This is a genomic window from Streptomyces pyxinae (assembly GCF_024756275.1).
Classification (GTDB): domain Bacteria; phylum Actinomycetota; class Actinomycetes; order Streptomycetales; family Streptomycetaceae; genus Streptomyces; species Streptomyces pyxinae.
On the sequence record NZ_JANUGQ010000009.1, the window covers coordinates 34,065 to 48,916 of the forward strand.

At 74.4% G+C, this 14,852-nt stretch carries 14 protein-coding genes; 6 read left to right on the top strand and 8 right to left on the bottom strand.

The window, feature by feature from the left end; translation table 11 throughout:
- The first annotated feature begins 4 nt into the window (after positions 1 to 4).
- Genes NX801_RS12690 through NX801_RS12705 form a run of 4 tightly spaced genes read left to right on the top strand, consistent with a single transcriptional unit; the run spans position 5 to position 4,147 of the window.
- Positions 5 to 1,099, top strand: a complete 1,095-nt coding sequence (locus NX801_RS12690) for an ABC transporter permease (RefSeq protein ID WP_258787682.1) — start codon at positions 5 to 7, stop codon at positions 1,097 to 1,099.
- Positions 1,096 to 2,103 (top strand): ABC transporter permease, encoded by a 1,008-nt coding sequence (locus NX801_RS12695; RefSeq protein WP_258787683.1) that lies wholly within the window; start codon positions 1,096 to 1,098, stop codon positions 2,101 to 2,103. Before NX801_RS12690 ends, NX801_RS12695 begins: the two co-directional genes overlap by 4 nt.
- Positions 2,100 to 3,095, top strand: coding sequence for an ABC transporter ATP-binding protein (locus tag NX801_RS12700; RefSeq protein WP_258787684.1), 996 nt, complete (start codon positions 2,100 to 2,102; stop codon positions 3,093 to 3,095). The genes NX801_RS12695 and NX801_RS12700 overlap by 4 nt, the downstream gene beginning before the upstream one ends.
- Complete coding sequence (locus tag NX801_RS12705; protein ID WP_258787685.1) at positions 3,092 to 4,147, top strand: ABC transporter ATP-binding protein; 1,056 nt, start codon at positions 3,092 to 3,094, stop codon at positions 4,145 to 4,147. Before NX801_RS12700 ends, NX801_RS12705 begins: the two co-directional genes overlap by 4 nt.
- Positions 4,148 to 4,571: 424 nt before the next feature.
- Here the strand turns inward: NX801_RS12705 and NX801_RS12710 are convergent, their stop codons facing one another.
- From NX801_RS12710 to rimP, 8 genes are all read right to left on the bottom strand, one after another.
- Complete coding sequence (locus NX801_RS12710) at positions 4,572 to 5,510, bottom strand: bifunctional riboflavin kinase/FAD synthetase (protein ID WP_258787686.1); 939 nt, start codon at positions 5,508 to 5,510, stop codon at positions 4,572 to 4,574.
- A gap of 413 nt (positions 5,511 to 5,923) precedes the next feature.
- Positions 5,924 to 6,832 carry a tRNA pseudouridine(55) synthase TruB gene (gene truB / locus NX801_RS12715; protein WP_258787688.1) on the bottom strand — a complete coding sequence of 303 codons (909 nt, stop codon included), beginning with the start codon at positions 6,830 to 6,832 and terminating at the stop codon, positions 5,924 to 5,926.
- Positions 6,829 to 7,362, bottom strand: coding sequence for a 30S ribosome-binding factor RbfA (rbfA, locus tag NX801_RS12720; protein ID WP_258787690.1), 534 nt, complete (start codon positions 7,360 to 7,362; stop codon positions 6,829 to 6,831). The genes truB and rbfA overlap by 4 nt, the downstream gene beginning before the upstream one ends.
- 131 nt (positions 7,363 to 7,493) lie before the next feature.
- Positions 7,494 to 7,787 carry a DUF503 domain-containing protein gene (locus NX801_RS12725; RefSeq protein ID WP_258787691.1) on the bottom strand — a complete coding sequence of 98 codons (294 nt, stop codon included), beginning with the start codon at positions 7,785 to 7,787 and terminating at the stop codon, positions 7,494 to 7,496.
- Positions 7,788 to 8,116: 329 nt separating this feature from the next.
- A complete protein-coding gene (infB, locus tag NX801_RS12730; protein ID WP_258787692.1) occupies positions 8,117 to 11,218 on the bottom strand; it encodes a translation initiation factor IF-2 in 3,102 nt (1,033 codons plus the stop codon).
- Between the two features lie 149 nt (positions 11,219 to 11,367).
- Entirely contained in the window at positions 11,368 to 11,646 is a 279-nt protein-coding gene (locus NX801_RS12735; RefSeq protein ID WP_258787694.1) for a YlxR family protein, read from the bottom strand.
- A 350-nt stretch (positions 11,647 to 11,996) separates the two neighbouring features.
- Positions 11,997 to 13,028, bottom strand: a complete 1,032-nt coding sequence (gene nusA / locus NX801_RS12740; RefSeq protein WP_258787696.1) for a transcription termination factor NusA — start codon at positions 13,026 to 13,028, stop codon at positions 11,997 to 11,999.
- A gap of 2 nt (positions 13,029 to 13,030) precedes the next feature.
- On the bottom strand, positions 13,031 to 13,579 hold the full coding sequence (rimP, locus tag NX801_RS12745) for a ribosome maturation factor RimP (protein WP_258787697.1): 549 nt from the start codon (positions 13,577 to 13,579) through the stop codon (positions 13,031 to 13,033).
- Between the two features lie 159 nt (positions 13,580 to 13,738).
- On the opposite strand from rimP, the gene NX801_RS12750 reads away from it, so the two are divergent.
- Both NX801_RS12750 and NX801_RS12755 read left to right on the top strand, forming a co-directional pair.
- Complete coding sequence (locus tag NX801_RS12750; RefSeq protein WP_258787699.1) at positions 13,739 to 14,353, top strand: hypothetical protein; 615 nt, start codon at positions 13,739 to 13,741, stop codon at positions 14,351 to 14,353.
- Positions 14,350 to 14,766, top strand: coding sequence for a ferritin-like domain-containing protein (locus tag NX801_RS12755; protein WP_258787701.1), 417 nt, complete (start codon positions 14,350 to 14,352; stop codon positions 14,764 to 14,766). The genes NX801_RS12750 and NX801_RS12755 overlap by 4 nt, the downstream gene beginning before the upstream one ends.
- The last annotated feature ends 86 nt before the right edge of the window (positions 14,767 to 14,852 follow it).

The window sequence follows — 14,852 nt, forward strand, 5'->3', positions numbered from 1 at the left end:
GCCGATGACCACCACGAACCCCTCGGTCGCCCGCGCCCACGAGGACGGCCGGCGCGGGGGTGGCCGGCGCGGGGGACGGCGCCCGGGCGACCGGAGCAGTTCGGTGCCGCCGTATCCGCGCGCGCCGGCCTACCTCACCTACCTGGCCGGGAAGCTGTCCGGTGCGGTGGTGTCCCTGCTCGCCGTCCTGGTCACCGGCTTCTTCCTGTTCCGGATCGTGCCCGGCGACCCGGTGGCGGCGATGACCCGGGGCATGCCGACCTCGGCGGAACAACTGGCGACACTACGGCGGCAGTTCGGCCTGGACCTGCCGGTCTGGCGGCAGTTCACCGACTACTGCGGCCGGGCGCTCACCGGCGACCTCGGCACCTCGTACCAGTTCCGGCAGCCGGTCGGCGAGCTGATCGCCCAGCGGCTGCCCGCGACCCTGCTGCTGACCGGGGTGGCGGTGGTGCTCTACTCGGCGCTCGGGCTCTGGCTCGGCACCCGGTCGGCCTGGCGCCACGGCGGGCTCGGGGACCGGCTCAACACCGGTCTGGCACTGACCCTCTGGTCGGTGCCGTCGTTCTGGCTCGGGCTGCTGCTGATCATCGTCTTCTCGGTGGGCGTCGGTCCGGTACCCGGGCTCTTCCCGACCGGGGGGATGTCCTCCGGGACCACCACAGGGCCGGCCCAGGTCCTCGATGTGGCGCACCACATGGTGCTGCCGGTGCTCACCCTGGTGGCGGTGGGCTACGCGCAGACCCTGCTGGTCACCCGGGCCTCGCTGCTGGACGAGATGGGCGGCGACTACCTGGTGACCGCTCGGGCGAAGGGCTTGCGGGACGATCTGGTGCGCCGCCGCCACGCGGTGCCCAACGCGCTGCTGCCGACCGTGACCATGGTCTTCATCAATCTGGGCCATGTGGCGGCGGGTTCGATCCTGGTGGAGACGGTGTTCTCCTGGCCGGGTCTGGGCGGGCTGTTCTACCAGGCCCTCTCGGTACCTGACCTGCCGCTGGTACAGGGCCTGTTCATGGTGTTCGCGGGGGCGATGATCGTGATGAATCTGCTGGCCGACCTGGCGTATCCGTTGCTCGACCCCCGGGTGGGCCGATGACCGCGCCGGACGGACCGGCGCCGTCGTCCGGTCGCGGGGCGACACCGTCGTCCGGTCGCGGGGCGGCACCGGATCCGGAACCGCCGTCGACCGCGCACGGGGCGGCACCGGCCCCTGCGGCGCCGTGGACCCCCTGGACCCGGCGGCGCCGGTCGGCCGCCCGGTTCTGGCGCCGCTACCGGGCGCACCGGGCCGGGCTGTGCGGGCTCGCGGTGCTGCTGGTGATCGCCCTGGTGGCGCTCGCCGCCCCGCTGCTGGTCGGGGACGGCGCCCGGAGTGTGACCGACGCGCCCGGGACGGCCCTGGAGGAGCCGAGCGGGCGCTTCCCGCTGGGCACCGACCAGTTCGGGCGTCCGGTGCTGGGGCTGCTGGTCTGGGGCGCCCGGGTCTCGCTGACGGTGGGGCTGCTGGCGGCGGCGCTCTCGGTGGCGATCGGCACCCTGATCGGGGTGGCGGCCGGGCACTTCGGCGGCTGGTTCGCGACCGTGGTCATGCGGATCACCGACTGGTTCCTGGTGATGCCGACCCTGGTGCTGGCGATCGTGCTGGCCACGGTGCTCTCCCGGAGCGTCTGGACGGTGATCCTGGCGATCGGGGTCACCGTCTGGCCCACCACCGCCCGGCTGGTGCGGGCCCAGACCATCGCGGTGGAGTCGCGGCCGTACATCGAGCGGGCCCGGGCACTGGGCGGTGGCCACCTCCATGTGATGCGCCGCCATGTGCTGCCCAACGTCCTGCCGCTGGTGCTCTCGCAGACCACCCTCTGCGTCTCCTCGGCCATTCTCACCGAGGCCACCCTCGCCTTCCTGGGGCTCGGGGATCCGACGGTGGTCTCCTGGGGCGGGATGCTCCAGGACGCCCGGGAGGCGGGCGCGGTCTCCTCGGGCCACTGGTGGTATCTGGCACCGCCCGGGATCGCGGTCGCGGTGGTGGCGCTGGCCTTCACCCTCTGCGGGCGGGCGCTGGAGTCCGTACTCAATCCGAGGCTGGGGGTGGGGCGTTGAGCCTGCTGGAGATCCGGGGGCTACGGGTGACCTATGGCCGGGGGCCGTCCGCCGTGCCCGCCGTCCGGGGCGTGGACCTCACCCTGGCGGCCGGGACGACGCTGGGCATCGCCGGGGAGTCGGGGTGCGGCAAGTCCACCCTGGCGCTGGCGCTGCTGCGGCTGCTGCCGTCCTCGGCCCGGCTGGCCGGGACGGTGCTGCTGGACGGCGAGGACGTGCTCGGGATGCGCTGGGGGCGGCTGCGAACGGTGCGCTGGGCGGGCGCCTCGATCGTCTTCCAGGGCGCGATGCACTCGCTCAACGCGGTCCACCGGATCGGTGACCAGATCGCCGAACCGCTGCTGGTGCACCGCCGGGAGACGGCCGCCGGGGCGCGGCGCCGGGCGGCGGAGCTGCTGGAGCAGGTGGGACTGCCCGCCAGTCGGGCGGGCGCCTATCCGCACGAGCTGTCCGGGGGGCAGCGGCAGCGGGTGATGATCGCCATGGCGCTGGCCTGCGCGCCCCGGCTGATCGTGGCGGACGAGCCGACCACCGCCCTCGATGTGATGATCCAGGCGCAGATCCTCCGGCTGATCGAGCGGCTGGTGGCCGAGCAGGGCATCGGTCTGGTGCTGATCAGCCACGACCTCGCGGTGCTGGCGGACACCTGCGACCGGCTGGCCGTGATGTACGCGGGCCGGGTGGTCGAGGAGGGCCCGGCCCGGACGGTGTACGACGCCGCCGCGCACCCGTACGGCCGGGCGCTGTCCGCAGCCTTCCCGCGCGTCGGGGACCCGGCCTCCCGGCGGGCCCCACGCGGACTGCCCGGTGACCCGCCGGACCCGGCCGCGCTGCCGGACGGCTGTACGTTCCATCCGCGCTGCCCGGTCGCGCTGGCCGGGTGCGCCGAGGAGGACCAGCCGCTCCGGGCGGCGGGCCCGGGCGCCCATCTGGCCGCCTGTGTCCATGTGGCGGGCGCCCCGGTGGACGGCCCGGCGGGAGGGCGCCCATGACCGGCGCGTACGCCGAGGGGGCGGCCGGGCCCCGGAAAACGGAGGCGTCCGGCCCACTGCTGGCCGCCACCGGGCTGCGGGTGACCTTCCCCGGACGGCGGGGCGGCCCGGAGGTCCGGGCGGTGGACGGGGTGGAGCTGGCGATCGGCACCGGGGAGATCGTCGCCCTGGTCGGGGAGTCGGGGTGCGGCAAGTCCACCCTGGCCCGGGCGCTGCTGGGGCTGCTGACACCCTCGGCCGGGTCGGTGGCCTTCGCCGGGGAGCCGCTGGCGTACCGGGCCCGGGCGCTCAGGGCGTACCGGCGGCGGGTGCAGCTGGTGCTCCAGGACCCGAGCGGCTCGCTCAACCCCCGGCACACCGTGTACGACGCGGTCGCGGAGGGCCTGCGCGTCCACGGCGTACCGGGCGGGCGGGACGAGCGGACGGCGGTGGCCCGGGCGCTGGCCCGGGCCGGGCTGCGGCCGCCGGAGCGGTTCTTCGGGCGCTACCCGCACGAGCTGTCGGGCGGCCAGCGGCAGCGGGTGGTGATCGCCGGGGCGCTGGTGCTGGAGCCGGAGCTGATCGTGGCGGACGAGCCGGTGGCCTCGCTGGACGCCTCGGTGCGCGGCGAGATCCTGGCCCTGCTGCTGCGGCTCCGGGACGAACTGGGCCTCGCCGCGCTGGTGGTCACTCACGACCTGGGGCTGGCCTGGAACATCGCGGACCGGGTGGCGGTGATGTACCTGGGCCGGATCGTGGAGACCGGCACGGTGGAGGAGGTGCTGTCGGCGCCGCGCCATCCGTACACCCGGGCGCTGCTCTCAGTGCTGCCCGGCGGCGGGGCGGAGCCGGTGGTGCTGACCGGTGAGCCGCCGGACCCGGCCCGGGTGCCGGACGGCTGCCGGTTCCATGTGCGCTGCCCCGTACTGGCCTCGGGCGAGGCGGAGCGGGCCGGGGTGGCGGACGCCTGCCGCACCCGGGACCCGGCGGTGCTGCCCGCGCACGGCCGGGACGCCGCCTGTCACTGGGCGGCGGCGGCCGGACGGGAGCCGGACGGCCGGGACGGGGGGTGAGGCGGAGCGCCGGCATCCCGGCACCGGGGTGCCCCCGACAGCCGGAAAAGACAGGGCGGGCCGGGAGCACCGGAGAAACGGAGCGGGCCGAGGGATCCGGGGGCCCCGGCGGCCGGACCCGGGAGGGTGGGCCGGGGCGCCCCGGACGGCGGAAGCACCGGGCGGCGGACAGACCGGAACACGCCGGCCGGCGACCGGACCGACCGGACCGGCAATCCCACCGGCCCGGCTGATCAACCCGCCGTCCGTCCCCCGGCCTCGGCGGACCGACCCGGCGGACGCCTCCACAGACCCGGCGGACCGGCCCGCCCGGCGCCCCGCGCCTCGGCAGGCACCCGACACCGCGCACGACAAGCTGCCCGACACCGCGCACGACGAACCGCCGACGCCTCGCCGGACGAGCCCCCTCGGCCGGCGAGCCGCCTCAGCGGGTCAGCTCCCGGGCCTTCTCGACGTCCGCCGCGATGGCCTCCAGCAGCGCCTCGATGGAGACGAACTTCTCCTGGCCGCGTACGTACGCCTGGAACTCCACGGCCACATGCAGCCCGTACAGCTCAAGGCCCACGCGGTCGATGGCGTACGCCTCCACGGTCCGCTCGGTCCCGTCGAACTGCGGGTTGGTGCCGACCGAGATGGCGGCCGGCATCCGCTCGCCCCCGGCGGTCAGCCAGCCCGCGTACACCCCGTCGGCCGGGATCGCGGTGTGCGGCAGGGTCTCCACATTGGCCGTCGGATAGCCCAGCTCCCGGCCGCGCTGCGCCCCGCGCACCACCACGCCCTCGACCCGGTGCGGACGGCCCAGGATCTCGGCGGCGCCCGCCACATCGCCCTCGGCCACCAGCCGGCGGGTCAGGGTGGAGGAGAACGGCTCGCCGCCGCCCGCCGTGCCGCTGACGTAGAGGTCCACGACCTCCACCGTGTAGTCGTACGTCTCACCCAGCTCGGCGAGGAGCGCCACATCACCGGCGGCCCGGTGGCCGAAGCGGAAGTTCGGGCCCTCCACCACCGCGCACGCGTGCAGCTTCTCGACCAGCACCTTGACGATGAAGTCGGCGGGCGACAGCCGGGAGAAGTCGGTGGTGAACGGCAGGATCAGCACCGCGTCCACACCGAGCCCGGCCATCAGCTCGGCGCGCCGGTGGTGCGGGGCGAGCAGCGGCGGGTGGCTGCCGGGGCGAACCACCTCGCTGGGGTGCGGGTCGAAGGTGACGACGACCGAGGGGACGCCGAGCTCCCGGGCCCGCTCCACGGCCCGGCCGATGATCAGCTGGTGACCGCGGTGGACCCCGTCGTACGAGCCGATGGTGACGACGCTGCGCCCCCAGTCCTGGGGGATGTCCTCCAAGCCACGCCAGCGCTGCACTGTGACCGCTCCTCGCCCGAACCCGTGTACGTCTTGACCGTTGCGCAGGTCTAAGACTGCCATGCCCGGCGCGCGCGGCCCGCATCGGTACCCGGCGCACCGCTTCCGGGACCCGGCGGCCCGCCGGACGCGCGGCGGCCCGGCGACCGGCACCCCGCCCGGAGGCATGGACGGCGGACCGGCGACCGACACGGCCCGGGGGCGCACAGACAGCGACCCCCGGGACGGCGGCCCCGGGGACGCCCGGACGGCAGAAGGCGAACAGCGAGGAGCGGGGTGGCGGTCCCGAAGGTCCGCCACCCCGCTCCTGGCCCCGCTCCCGGACCCGGCTCCTGACCGGCCCGGACCGGTCACCCCACAGAGCTCCCGGCCGGTCATGGCCGTCGGGCTCGCTCAGCCTCGCCCGGCCTCGCTCAGCCGAACACCGCCAGGCTCTTCGCCTTGCCGTTCTTCTCCTCCACCAGCGCCAGGAAGCGCCCGTCGGGGCCGAAGGCGGCCACGGGAGCGGAGGGCTGGGCGGGCATGTCCAGCCGGACGCCGTTGAGCAGCAGCCGGGCGCGCCGCTCGTCCACGTCCCAGCGCGGGAACGCCGCTGCCGCCGCCTCCGCGACCGGCATCACGGTCAGCTCCTCCTGGAGCTGGTCCAGCGTCCGGGCCGTGTCCAGCTTGTAGGGGCCGACGCGGGTCCGGCGCAGGGCGGTCAGATGGCCGCCCACGCCGAGCGCGGCACCCAGATCGCGGGCGAGGGCCCGGATGTAGGTGCCCGAGGAGCAGACGACCGAGACGACCAGGTCCACGACCGGGGTGCCGTCCTCGGCGACCGCCTCCCGGAGGTCGTACACCTGGAAGGAGGAGACGGTGACCGGCCGGGCCGGGATCTCGAACTCCTCGCCGCCACGCACCCGGGCGTACGACCGCTTGCCGTCGATCTTGATGGCGCTGACCTTCGACGGCACCTGCATGATGTCGCCGGTGAGCGCGGCGACCCCGGCGTCGACCGCCTCCCGGGTCACCCCGGAGGCGTCGGCGGACGAGGTGATCTCGCCCTCGGCGTCGTCGGTGACCGTGTCCTGGCCGAGCCGGACGGTGCCCAGGTACTCCTTCTCGGTGAGCGCGAGATGGCCGAGCAGCTTGGTGGCCCGCTCCACGCCCAGGACGAGCACCCCGGTCGCCATCGGGTCCAGCGTGCCCGCGTGGCCGACCCGCCGGGTGCGGGCGATGCCGCGCATCTTGGCGACCACGTCGTGCGAGGTGAAACCGGCCGGCTTGTCGACGACGATCAGCCCGTCCGGCGGGGTGGCGCGTGTGGTGCCCTGACTCATTCGGCGGTCTTGTCCCTCCCGACGGCACCGGTGTCGTCACCGGTCTCGTCGGCATTGTCGGCGGCGTCTGCGTCCTCGGCGGCGTCAACGGCGTCAGCGGTCTCGTCGTCGCCCGCCTTGCGGTACGGGTCGGCCTCCCCGGCGTACCGGGCGCCCGAGGAGGTCTCCCGGACCCGGGCGTCGGAGGCACGGGCCTTGTCGAGCAGATCCTCGATGGTCCGGGCGTTCTCCGGGAGGGCGTCCGCCACGAACGCCAGGGTCGGGGTGAACTTGGTGCCGGCGGCCCGGCCGACCGCCGAGCGGAGCACGCCCTTGGCGCTCTCCAGCCCCGCCGCCGCACTGGCCCGGTCCTCGTCGTCGCCGTAGACCGTGTAGAAGACCGTGGCCTCCCGCAGGTCACCGGTGACGCGGGTGTCCGTGATGGTCACATGCGTACCCAGGCGCGGGTCCTTGATGCCGCGCTGCAGCTTCTCGGCGACCACCTCCCGGATGAGGTCCGCCAGCTTCTTCGCCCGCGCGTTGTCGGCCACTGGTCCTTCTCCATTCCTGCCTTGCGCCGTACGGCGCGATCGGCCGCGCCGTACCTTCCCGCCGTACGGTCAGTCTTCTTCTGTGCCGTACGTTCGGTCTTCTGTGCCGTACGTGCCATACGTGCCGTACGTCAGTCTTCTTCAGTGTGGAACCGGCGCCGTACGGACAACAGCTCCACCTCGGGCCGGGCGGCGACGAGCCGCTCGCACCGGTCCAGTACGTCCGTGATGTGCCCGGCGTCCCCGGACACCACCGCCAGCCCGATCTCGGCCCGCCGGTGAAGATCCTGGTTGCCGGTCTCGGCCGCGCTCACCGGATACTTCCGCTGGAGTTCCGCGACGATCGGCCGGACGACGGAGCGTTTCTCCTTCAGCGACCGTACGTCGCCGAGGAGCAGATCGAAGGACAGCGTCCCCACATACATGCGTTGCCCGGATCTCCCGCCGGTACGGGTTCGTGTGCCGGCCCGGGGGACGTCCCCCGCCCTGCCGGCGCAGCCAGTGGCCCCGCCGGACGGAAGAGAGTGGCGGGACAGAGAAACCGTACACGCAACGGCCGGGGCCGATCGACGGAAATATCTCCGCCGACCGGCCCCTGCTGTCGCTGACGCGCCTGGTCACCGTCCCACCGGCCCCGGACCCGGGCTCCGCACAGACGGAACGGGAACCGGGCGGCCGGTACGAGCCGGGCCACCGGGCCCCGGCGCGCGGTCTCCCGCGCGCCGGGGACGGATCACCGGCTCGGCCGTCCGGGTCAGACGCGCGGCTTCTCGCGCATCTCGTACGTCGCGATGACGTCGTCCACCTTGATGTCGTTGAAGTTTCCGAGGTTGATACCGCCCTCGAAGCCCTCGCGGATCTCGGTGACATCGTCCTTGAAGCGACGCAGACCGTGGATGGTGAGGTCCTCCGCGATGACCTTGCCGTCGCGGACGAGGCGCGCCTTGGTGTTGCGCCGCACCTCGCCGGAGCGGATGAGCACACCGGCGATGTTGCCCAGCTTGGACGAGCGGAAGACCTCGCGGATCTCCGCCGTACCGAGCTCGACCTCTTCGTACTCGGGCTTGAGCATGCCCTTGAGGGCCGCCTCGATCTCCTCGATGGCCTGGTAGATCACCGAGTAGTACCGGACGTCGACGCCCTCGCGCTCCGCCATCTGCGAGGCACGGCCGGCCGCGCGGACGTTGAAGCCGATGACGATGGCGTCCGAGCCCATGGCCAGGTCGATGTCCGACTCCGTGACCGCACCGACGCCGCGGTGCAGCACCCGGATGTCGACCTCCTCGCCCACGTCGAGCTGGAGCAGCGAGGACTCCAGGGCCTCGACCGAACCGGAGGCGTCACCCTTGATGATGAGGTTGAGCTGCTGGATCTCGCCGGCCTTGAGCACCTTGTCCAGGTCCTCCAGGGAGACGCGGCGCACGCGCTTGGCGAACGCGGCGTTGCGCTCCCGGGCGGCACGCTTCTCGGCGATCTGACGGGCCGTACGGTCCTCGTCCACCACCAGGAAGTTGTCACCGGCACCCGGCACGTTGGTCAGACCGAGGACCAGGACCGGAGTCGACGGGGTCGCCTCCTCCACGTTCTCGCCCTTGTCGTCGAGCATGGCGCGGACACGGCCGTAGGCGTCGCCCGCGACCATGGTGTCCCCGACCCGCAGGGTGCCGCGCTGGACCAGGACGGTCGCGACGGCGCCGCGGCCCTTGTCCAGGTGAGCCTCGATCGCGATGCCCTGCGCGTCCTGGTCCGGGTTGGCCCGGAGGTCGAGCGAGGCGTCGGCGGTGAGGATCACGGCCTCGAGCAGGGAGTCGATGTGCAGACCCTGCTTGGCGGAGATGTCGACGAACATGGTGTCGCCGCCGTACTCCTCGGCCACCAGGCCGTACTCGGTCAGCTGACCGCGCACCTTGGTCGGGTCGGCGCCCTCGACGTCGATCTTGTTGACCGCGACCACGATCGGCACGTCCGCGGCCTTGGCGTGGTTGAGCGCCTCGACCGTCTGCGGCATGACACCGTCGTTGGCCGCGACCACGAGGATCGCGATGTCGGTGGACTTCGCACCACGGGCACGCATGGCGGTGAACGCCTCGTGACCCGGGGTGTCGATGAAGGTGATCTTCCGGTCCTCGCCGTTGACCTCGGTCGCGACCTGGTAGGCACCGATGTGCTGGGTGATGCCGCCGGCCTCGCCCGCGACCACATTGGTCTTGCGGATCGCGTCCAGCAGTCGGGTCTTGCCGTGGTCGACGTGACCCATGACGGTCACCACCGGCGGACGGGAGACGAGCAGGTCCTCGCCGCCCTCGTCCTCGCCGAACTCCAGGTCGAAGGACTCGAGCAGCTCGCGGTCCTCCTCCTCCGGGCTGACGATCTGAACCTGGTAGTTCATCTCGTCACCGAGGAGCTGGAGGGTCTCGTCGGAGACCGACTGGGTCGCGGTGACCATCTCGCCGAGGTTCATCATGACCGCGACGAGCGACGCCGGGTTGGCGTTGATCTTCTCCGCGAAGTCGGTGAGCGACGCACCGCGCGACAGGCGGACGACCTCGCCGCCACCGCGCGGCAGCATCACGCCGCCGACCGACGGGGCCTGCATGGCCTCGTACTCCTGGCGCCGCTGCCGCTTCGACTTGCGGCCACGACGGGCCGGGCCGCCGGGACGGCCGAAGGCGCCCTGCGTGCCACCGCGGCCACCGGGACCGCCGGGACGGCCACCGAAGCCGGGACGACCGCCGAAGCCGCCGCCACCGCCGCCGGGACCACCCGGACGACCGCCGCCGCCACCGCCACCGGGACGGCCGGCGAAACCGCCGCCACCGCCGCCGGGACCGGCCGGACGACCGGCGAAGCCGGGACGACCGCCGCCGCCACCCGGACGACCGCCGCCGCCGGGACCGCGGCCGCCGGGGCCACCGCCGGGACGCGGGCCGGCAGCCGGACGCTGCGGCATCATGCCGGGGTTCGGACGGTTGCCACCGGGCGCGCCGGGGCCACCGGGACGGGGCGCCTGCGGCCGGGGCATCGCGCCCGGAGTGGGACGGGGACCGCCGGGACCGGCCTGCGGACGCGGACCGGCGGCGCCGGACTGCGGACGGGGACCGCCCTGACCGCCGCCGGCGCCCTGCGGACGCGGGCCGCCGGGGGCACCGGGGCCGCCCGGACGCGGGGCACCGCCCGGCCGGGGCGCCTGCGGGCGCGCCATGCCGGTGGAACCGCCGGAGGTGAAGGGGTTGTTGCCCGGACGCGGACCCGCGGGACGGGCACCGCCCGGACGCGCGGACTGGCCGCCGGGGCGCGGGGCGCCCGGACGGGCACCGCCCTGGCGCTCCTGACGGTCCTGGCGCTCCGAACGCTCCTGGCCGGACTGCTGCGGACGGCCGCCCGGACGGGGGCCGGGAGCCGCACCGGGCCGGGGACCGGCGGCCGGGGCCGACGGAGGCGCGGTGAACTCCGGGTTGGCCGGGGCCGGGGAGGCGGGCGCCGGCTTGGGCGCCGCGGCCGGCTTCGGACCCGGCACCGGGCGCGGGCCGAGGGCCGGCGCCGAGGGCTTCTCGGCCGCCGCCGGCTTCGGCGCGGGGGCGCCGGGCTTCGGGGCGGCGGGACGGGCCGCCTGCGCCGGGGAGGGCGCGGCGGGCTTGGCGGGGGCGGCCTTGCGGGGCGCGCCCGGCTTCGCAGCGGACTTGCCGGCGTTGCCGCCGGGCCCCTGCAGTGCGTCAGTCAGTTTGCGTACCACCGGCGCCTCGATCGTCGAGGACGCCGAACGGACGAATTCACCGAGTTCCTGGAGCTTGGCCATGACGACCTTGCTCTCCACACCGAACTCCTTGGCGAGTTCGTATACCCGGACCTTAGCCACTTCGCTCCTTTGAGGTCCGGATTACCGCCGGACCGTCGCTACTTCATGGGCGTACTCATCGCGTACTCATCGAGTGCTCATCGCAATCTCGACCTACTTCCAACTCGCGAGGTACCTGAACCGCACGGGGTCCCGTGCCGTACTTCTTCTTACGATGCCGCCCGCTCGACGTACCGTCGGAGATCCGCGGTGTCGAGCGGCCCGGGGAGCCGGAAGGCCCTCGGGAACGCCCGGCGGCGGACCGCCAGGTCGAGACAGACGGAGGCGGGATGCACATAGGCACCCCGACCGGGCAGCGTACCGCGCGGATCGGGGGCACAGCCGCCCGCGATCATCACGATGCGCAGCAGATCGCGCTTGGCCGCTCGCTCCCGGCACCCCACACAGGTGCGTTCAGGGCAGGCGCGGGTGTGAGTCCGGCCAGACACGACTAAGTCTACCTCCCCGTACCGACCTCACCTCGATGGGGCGGAGGCCGAACAGTGCTGCCTTCTATGATCGCCGCGATCACGTCGTCGCACAACGTGATCGGAACGTTGCTTATTCCCCGGCGCCGCGGGGCCAGTCGTACCGGTTGGCGCCACCGGGCCCGGCGTACCGCTCGCCGTTCCGGCGCACCGGCCCCGGAAGACCGGTCCGCCCGGCCCCCGGGTGCGGAGGCCGGGCGGGCTCGCCGTACCGGTGCCCGGACCGGAACCGGACCGGAATCGAACCGGAACCAGACCCGGTCGGGCCCGGTCCGCTCCGGGTGCCGGCCGGCCCGGGTGCCGGGTGCCGGTCAGCCCTGGCGGGCCGGGCGGTCGACGGCCTGCTCGGGGCCCTGGCCGGGGACCTGCTCGGTGTCCGGGCGGATGTCGATGCGCCAGCCGGTGAGGCGGGCGGCGAGCCGGGCGTTCTGGCCCTCCTTGCCGATCGCCAGCGACAGCTGGTAGTCCGGCACGGTGACCCGGGCCGACCGGGCGCCGAGGTCCACGACCTCCACCTTGGAGACCCGGGCCGGCGAGAGGGCGTTCGCCACCAGCTCGGCCGGGTCGTCCGACCAGTCCACGATGTCGATCTTCTCGCCGTGCAGCTCGGCCATGACGTTTCGGACCCGGCCGCCCATCGGGCCGATGCAGGCGCCCTTGGGGTTCAGCCCCGAACGGGTGGACCGGACGGCGATCTTGGTGCGGTGGCCGGCCTCGCGGGCGATGGCGGCGATCTCCACCGAGCCGTCCGCGATCTCCGGGACCTCCAGCGCGAAGAGCTTCTTCACCAGGTTGGGGTGGGTGCGGGAGAGCGTCACCGAGGGGCCGCGCACACCCTTGGCCACCCGGACCACATAGGTGCGCAGCCGCAGGCCGTGCGGGTACTCCTCGCCCGGCACCTGCTCCTGCACCGGGAGGATGGCCTCCAGCTTGTCGTCCAGCTTGACCAGGACGTTCTTCGGGTCCTTGCCCTGCTGCACCTGACCGGCGACCACATCGCCCTCGCGGCGGGCGTACTCGCCGAAGGTGATGTCGTTCTCCGCGTCCCGCAGCCGCTGCTGGATGACCTGGCGGGCGGTGCTCGCGGCGATCCGGCCGAAGTCCGACGGGGTGTCGTCGAACTCCCGGGGCTCCTGCCCCTCCTCCAGATCGGCCGCCTCCTCCTTCGCCCACACGGTCACATGGCCGGTCGAACGGTCCAGGACGACCCGGGCGTGACGGCGGGCACCCTCGGTGCGGTGGTAGGCGATGAGGAGGGCCGACTCGATCGCCTCGACCAGCAGGTCGAAGGCAATCTCCTTCTCCTGCGCCAAGCCCCGCAGGAGCTTCACGTCGATGTCCACGGCTACGCCTCCTCTTCTTCCTTGTTGTCGTTGTCGCTGAGGTCCTCGGGCTCGAGATCCTTGGAATCCTTGGGATCCTTGCGGTTGAACTCGATCTCCACCCGCGCCTTGAGGATTTCGGAGAACTCGACCCGGCGCCGGGTGGGCTTGCGGCCCTTCACGCCGGGGACCTCCAGGTCGAGACCGTCCTCGTCCACCGCGAGGATCCGGGCCACCAGTTCGCCGCCCTCGCGGGAGAGCAGCCGCACCAGGCGGCCGGTGGCGCGTACGTAGTGGCGGTGCTCGGTGAGGGGGCGGTCCGCTCCGGGGGAGCTCACTTCGAGGACGTACTCCTCGTCGCCCATCGCGTCCGTCTCGTCCAGCTTCGCGGAGAGGTCGCGGCTCAGGTCGGCGCAGGCGTCGAGCTCCACGCCCTCGTCCGAGTCGACGACGATTCTCAGCACCCGGCGGCGGCCGGCCCGGGACACCGCGATCTCTTCCAGATCCAGTTGCCTGGCCGTGACGAGCGGCTCCAGCAGTTCGCGCAGCCTCTCGCTCTGGGTGGTGCTCATCCGGGTGACTCCTCGGCCGCGTGTGCTGTTGTGGGATCGTCGCGTGTCAGATCAAAGGGTATCCGGTCGCGAGGGGTGTTGCCGTCCACCCCGGACCGGCCGCGGGTACGCTCGCCTGCGGTGATCTTGGTACCCGCCGGCACCGGCCGAGGAGGACACGTGGGGCGCACGGACACGACCCGCAGACGCGCGCTCGCCACGTCGGGCGCCGCGACGGCGGGCCTGGTGGCACTGCCGGGGCTGAGCCTGCTGCTCACCGGCTGCTCGGCGGACGACGGGGCGGACGCCGCCCGGGACCGGGCCGCCGCCGCGCGGGCCGCCGCGGCCGAGACCGCGCTGCGGCGCCGGTCGGCGGCGGTGAGCGGGGGGCTGCTGGCCCGGTACGACGCGGTGCTCGCCGCCCACCCCCCGCTCGCCGCCCGGCTGAACCCGCTGCGCGCGGCGGTGGCCGAGCATGTGGCCGCGCTGGGCCCGGTGGCGGCGGCCTCCGAGGCACCCGCGCCGGCCGGGCCGCCCTCCCCCGCCCGCGCCACGGGGACCCCGCCGCCGGGTTCCCGCCCGCCGGAGCCGGCCCCGGCGGCCACCACCGTCCCCGCCGCCCCGGAGGCGGCGCTCACCGGACTGGCGGACGCGGTGCGGCGGGCCTCCGACGCCCATGCCGCCGCCCTCACCGACGCCCCGCCCGAGTACGCCCGGCTGCTGGCCTCGGTGGCCGCCGCCGGCGCCGTCCACGCCTATCTGCTGACCGCGCCGGCCGAGGGAAACGGTTCATGAGCGTCCTGGAGGCCGTACAGGCGGCCCTGGCGGCCGAGCACGCGGCGGTGTACGGCTACGGGGTCGTGGGCGGCCGGGCCGGAGCCGCGCGCCGGACCGACGCCGCCGCCGGGCTCGCCGCGCACCGGGCCCGGCGGGACGCCCTGGAGCGCACCGTCCGCGACCTGGGCGGCACCCCGGTCGCCTCGGCGCCCGCCTACGCCCTGCCGTTCCCGGTGCCGGACGCGGCCGGCGCGGTACGGCTCGGCGCCGAGCTGGAGGACCGGGTGGCGGGCGTCTACGCCGACCTGGTGCGGGCCGCCGGGGGCGCGCTGCGCCGGGAGGCGGCGGTCGCCCTCCGGGAGGCCGCGGTCCGGTCGGCACGCTGGCGGGGCGGCGGCGTAGCCTTTCCTGGGCTCGCCGAGCGGCGGTGACCCGGCCGGGCCGCCCGGACGCCCGGACGCCCGGTTGCCCGGCGCGGCCGGCGAAGCCGGAGCCCCCGGCCGGGGATGCCGGTGGA

Excerpts from the sequence above, each read along its gene's own strand:
- NX801_RS12690 (WP_258787682.1), top strand. The coding sequence starts at position 5 with ATGACCACCACGAACCCCTCGGTCGCCCGCGCCCACGAGGACGGCCGG.
- NX801_RS12695 (WP_258787683.1), top strand. The coding sequence starts at position 1,096 with ATGACCGCGCCGGACGGACCGGCGCCGTCGTCCGGTCGCGGGGCGACA.
- NX801_RS12705 (WP_258787685.1), top strand. The coding sequence starts at position 3,092 with ATGACCGGCGCGTACGCCGAGGGGGCGGCCGGGCCCCGGAAAACGGAG.
- truB (WP_258787688.1), bottom strand. The coding sequence starts at position 6,832 with ATGAGTCAGGGCACCACACGCGCCACCCCGCCGGACGGGCTGATCGTC.
- NX801_RS12725 (WP_258787691.1), bottom strand. The coding sequence starts at position 7,787 with ATGTATGTGGGGACGCTGTCCTTCGATCTGCTCCTCGGCGACGTACGG.
- rimP (WP_258787697.1), bottom strand. The coding sequence starts at position 13,579 with ATGAGCACCACCCAGAGCGAGAGGCTGCGCGAACTGCTGGAGCCGCTC.
- NX801_RS12755 (WP_258787701.1), top strand. The coding sequence starts at position 14,350 with ATGAGCGTCCTGGAGGCCGTACAGGCGGCCCTGGCGGCCGAGCACGCG.